Annotated in this window: 2 protein-coding genes and 2 pseudogenes; 2 read left to right on the forward strand and 2 right to left on the reverse strand. The window is 62.8% G+C overall.

The features are described from left to right. Nucleotides 1–323 precede the first annotated feature (323 nt). A complete protein-coding gene (locus tag XM48_RS00190) occupies nucleotides 324–1,088 on the forward strand; it encodes an EAL domain-containing protein (RefSeq protein ID WP_046453756.1) in 765 nt (254 codons plus the stop codon). Between the two features lie 123 nt (nucleotides 1,089–1,211). Here the strand turns inward: XM48_RS00190 and XM48_RS00195 are convergent, their stop codons facing one another. Together XM48_RS00195 and XM48_RS18380 are read right to left on the reverse strand one after the other, a co-directional pair. Continuing rightward, nucleotides 1,212–1,511 (reverse strand): chorismate mutase, encoded by a 300-nt coding sequence (locus XM48_RS00195; RefSeq protein ID WP_046453757.1) that lies wholly within the window; start codon nucleotides 1,509–1,511, stop codon nucleotides 1,212–1,214. Nucleotides 1,512–2,094: 583 nt separating this feature from the next. Continuing rightward, nucleotides 2,095–2,265, reverse strand: a pseudogene (locus tag XM48_RS18380) (IS481 family transposase); the annotation flags it as partial. A 672-nt stretch (nucleotides 2,266–2,937) separates the two neighbouring features. On the opposite strand from XM48_RS18380, the pseudogene XM48_RS17665 reads away from it, so the two are divergent. Then, nucleotides 2,938–4,689, forward strand: a pseudogene (locus XM48_RS17665) (hypothetical protein); the annotation flags it as partial.

Here is a 4,689-nt window from a genome sequence, read left to right on the forward strand (position 1 = left end):
CCCCCCCCCCCCCCCCCCCCTATGTGGTCTGCGCCGGGTACGGGGCCCTGCGTTCGGAGGCGACTTTCCCAGCCCCTCCCGCGGTGCGCGGCGTCCTGTGTCCTCCCCCAAGTAGTACCAGAACGCCGCGCACCGCCCTCACTTCAATCAAGCATTCCGAGCAACAAGCCGTCCGGCTTCACTGCGGCACCGTTAGCAGCTCCCGGAACTGCCGTCACGAAGCGCCATGGACCTTTGCGTCCAAAACAGCTCCGAGACAGGCACGCCATGCGCTGTTCCTGGTATGTATCCCGGCGGTTCCCGAGAGAAAGGGCCTCTCCGAAATGAACGACCTCTTCGCGCGGACATCAGATCATGCCGAACTGCGGAAGGCGATCGAACACGGGGAGCTCCGGCCAGCCCTCCAGCCAATTGCGAGTATGCGATCAGGGGACATCCGCGGGTTCGAGGTCCTAGCCCGATGGACAACCCCGGACGGTCGCCATATCCCGCCGCGGCGGTTCGTGCCCGCCTTCGAGGATGCCGGCCTCCTCGACGTACTCTTGATCAGCTTCCTCGAAACGGTCTGCGGGCATTCCGCGGAACTCCCCGGCAGCTTCTATCTCTCGTTCAACCTGTCACCATCACAGCTCTCGCAACGCGAAATGGCGGAGACCATCCTCCTGGCCATCGAGAAGACGGGATTCAGCCCTGACAGGGTCCAGCTTGAGGTGACCGAACAGATCCTGCCTGAAGGCGAGGCGCAATCCACGTTCCAGCGCCTGCAGAAACATGGCATCAAGATGGCGATGGACGACTTCGGCATCGGCTACTCAAACTTCGCTCGGCTCGTCACGTTGCCGTTCCAGGTGCTTAAGCTCGACGCCCGCCTCACGAAGGGCATCTGTAGCAACCGTAAGCAACAGTCGGTCGTGAAGGCTCTTGCCAGTCTCAGCCAGGATCTCTCCCTGACGACCGTCGCAGAGGGGGTGGAGTGCGGCGAGGATGCTGGCACGCTTCGAGGTCTGGGATGTGATCTCGCACAAGGATGGCACCTCGGACGCCCGAGATCTCTGGCGGCGGTTGCCGCCTGGGCAAAGCGAACCTGACCACAGACACGTCGCGGAGAAGAAACGCCAAGCGGCCCCACATACGCCCACGGCAATCAGTTCAAGAGGTTGCCGCAAAGGGCGATGCAGAGGCGGGTGCCGTCCGACCGGGCCGGAGAACGGCTACTCCGCTCGAGCCCGGTGGATCTCTAGCTCTAGCTCTAGCTCGACGAATCCGGCGATCAGCGCACGGTAGGCCTTCTCAACCACGTCCGGGGAAGCACCAGCCTCCACTGCCAGACCACGAACCTTGCCAATGACCTGCGCTACTCGGTCGGGCGCCCTCACTCCCTCCTCGTCTTTCTTGAGCTTACCGGCCTCGACAACCCACTGCTGCCGCTCGGCGATCCGAGCAATGATCTGCCGATCCAGGTCATCGATCGCATTGCGAACCTCCGAGAGCGAGGCAACCACATCCGTCATGTTTCAACCCTAGCGACGGCTCGAAATCGGCAACGTGACGGTGATCGTCCCGCCAGGCCTCAGGGGATCTCCTGGAACGGAGACGCCCGCCGGGAGTCCACGCTGAATCTCCCGGATCTCGCTGGCCTTCGCCGCCTTGGGACGGAATGACTTGTCGAAGGACGCAATCATCCCTGAAAGTGGCGTACTGCTCTTGCGTCGCATCCTCCGGTCATTCAACCAGACCGTAGTTGGCAGGAGAAGGATCGCCGTGACCACCAGAACCGTTGCTACTTAGCTGCTCGTCATAGCGCTGACGCTAACCAATCAGGAGGGGAATCACCCCTCCTTCTGAATCCAAGAACGACGGGGACGAGAACCGCTGCTGCAGTCCGGAGGGGCTAACGGGAGGTGTGAGTCTGCGGCCCCCTCGCAGACCGCTTCTCCTGGGGCCGGGGAACACCTGCTACCAACCAGGAGTTGAGGGATCACGCCTATACGCTTATTCCTCAACTCGGGGAGTATTGTTCTGGCCTAGTGAAGGCGATGCATGTGGCGCTCCCCAATGCAGTGCTTTAAGAGCGCTTTGAGCCGTGGCCTCGGGCGCATCCCATGTGGGTTGCGGGGAAACCCGTCCGGGGCCTTGGGGGCGTTCGATGTTATAGATGGCATCGAACTGGTCGACTTGTTCCTGCAAATTGGCGATCGTGGTGGCGAGAGGTCGTTCGTCGAGCCAGTAGAACAGGGTCTGGTGGAAGCGGTCGTTCTTTCCTTGGGGAAGTTGAATTCGGGGGTGGAGGTTCGTGCTGGAGAAGGGGCTACGTGCTGCTGCGGGGTGGCATGGCGTTTGCTGAAAGATGGGGGCTGCCGAGGATTCGGGCGACTCTATCTGTTTGGACTCGACCTGGGTTCGAACAATGTGCCGCCCCTATGCTCCATGGAAGAGTCGCGCCCTTAGACCCGGATGCTTCCAGCAAGCCTGATGTTCGAATGATGAACTGTCGTCCCGTCGCCAGGGGGCAAGACAAGAGTCCTGTCTCGTGGACCACGAGTCTGCCCGCCGAGACACCTTCATCCCCGACGCTGGGATCTTCTCATTCGCAAGGCAGCCCCCTTGTGATGGCCAATGTACTTATCCAGTCGTCAGCATTCACCTACTCTCGCGACGACGATACTGCTATCTGGGTGCACGCCGGCTGGTTTGATGCAGATGTGCCGGGGGGGGCGGGCATCTGCGAGTAGCGTCAATCCTACGTCTAGCTGAATGCAGCAGCACCTGGACTTCTTCGGTAGAGGTTGCCGAACTCGCGTTTCGTGATGCTTAGGCTGCTGCGGTCGTACATCATGGGCGTGCGATTTTGCGGTAGCCGAGGTCGTGCTAGCTGGAGGCAGCAGAGTCGCAAATTTGGTGGTCTGATGAACTGAGGTACCCGGGTTGAGTCTTCGCGTGAAGAGCGCAATTGCTGCGTTTGCCTTGCTCGGCATTCTTGCTCCGTCCGTAACAGTACCGTCGGTGGCTTTTGCGCAAGATGAGACGATCGAGTATCCCTCGGAAGGTGAGGCTCCCGCGGAGAACCAAACCCAATCCGGGGAGACACCCTCCCAGCCCGAAGTCCCGACTGAAACCGGCGAGCATGAAGGGGACGTCAGAGCGCCCTCCGAACCAGATACCCCAGCGGAAAATGGGCCTGAGCCTGATGCAAAAGAATCGCCGTCAGCGGCGGAGCAGGCGCCGATCGCGGGTGCGCTGTCCGCCGTGGAGGCCGTCGTTCCTGGCACACCGACGAAGGTGAAGGGTACTGCTTCTGGCACGCTGGTGACCCTGGACTGGGCAGCCGGGGCGACGAGCCGTGCCTGGAACGGACTGGCCGACATCCCTGGCGCAAATGCTGCGAGTGCAGCGTCCTGGGCAGTTGCCGTCTCCCATGATGGCAGTGTGGTGGCCCTCGGCAGGCCGGGCGGAGCCGTATATGTCTCGACCGACTCTGGTGAGAGCTTCATCGAACAGACAGCGCTCGGCGCCGCAGAGAGTGGCGGGTCGTGGGCGGTCGACGTCTCCGGTGACGGCGAAACCCTGATCACGGGCAAGCCATCCTCAAACGGCGCCACAGGTCCCCTATATGTAGCTCACGGTGTGAGCGACGCCGCGACCGTGGACTGGGTGGCTCAGCCATCGGCATCGGTCGTTCCGCTGCCCGCGACAACCATTGAGGGGCACTGGCAGGTGTCTTCTTCCGCGAACGGGCAGGTGCTGCTCGCGGCACGGTCCACGATCGACGCTTCGAACTACGGTGCCATCTACGTGTCGAAGAACGGCGGCACCACGTGGGCTACTTCGGGCGGGCAGCCGAACACCACGGCTCGGCACTATGCCGGTATCGCGGTGTCCGATGACGGGCTGCGCATTGTGATCGGGCTCCCCGCACCTCGCACCGGTACCGCGGGCGTGTACGTCTCGCAAGACACCGGAACGAACTGGGCGTTGCGCGCAAACATGGGCGGCGCGGACATCGCCGCTGTCGAGCTCTCTGGCGACGGGAAGACGCTGCTGTCTTCGAGAGTGACCGGGTCCGGCGCGTCGGCGGTGTCGAAGGTATACGTGTCAAAGTCCGAGACCTTTGCGGCGCTCGGTACCACGGCGACGCTCGTCAATGCGGCGGGACTCGCCTCGGCTGCGGGCGATTCGTGGCTGAGCCTCGCCTCCTGGGCCAATGGTTCCCAGCTGGCGATCGGCGGCGTCCACACCACGGGTTCGGTGTGGACCTCAGGCGACGGCGGCAAGAACTGGAGGGAGCAACCGAACACGGCTCTGACACCGGCATCGAGCGCAGTCGCGATGACCGCCGACGGCGCGCAGTTGTATCAGGGCAATGGTCAGAGCGGCGGCGGAGTGCGGGTGTCAAGGTACCCGAGCGACATCACCGGGAAGCCGAGCGACTACGCTGTGCAACTCACAGACCAGAACCCCGCCGACCCCGGCTTTGAGGAGAGCTCTTGGGCTTCGGTTACGCGCACTCCATCGGATGAGCCAACCCAGGTGGTGGCGGGGCTCAACGCGAGTACGCGCTACTGGTTCAGGATTGCCGGGAACAACGCGGCTGGGCAAGGTTCCTGGTCGACGCCGATCAGTGCACTCACCGGTTCCGTCCTCGGCGTAGGCAACACGCCCGAAACGCCGGCTGCGTTGGGTGGTGATCGT

The organism is Leucobacter sp. Ag1 (assembly GCF_000980875.1).
Lineage (GTDB): Bacteria > Actinomycetota > Actinomycetes > Actinomycetales > Microbacteriaceae > Leucobacter > Leucobacter iarius.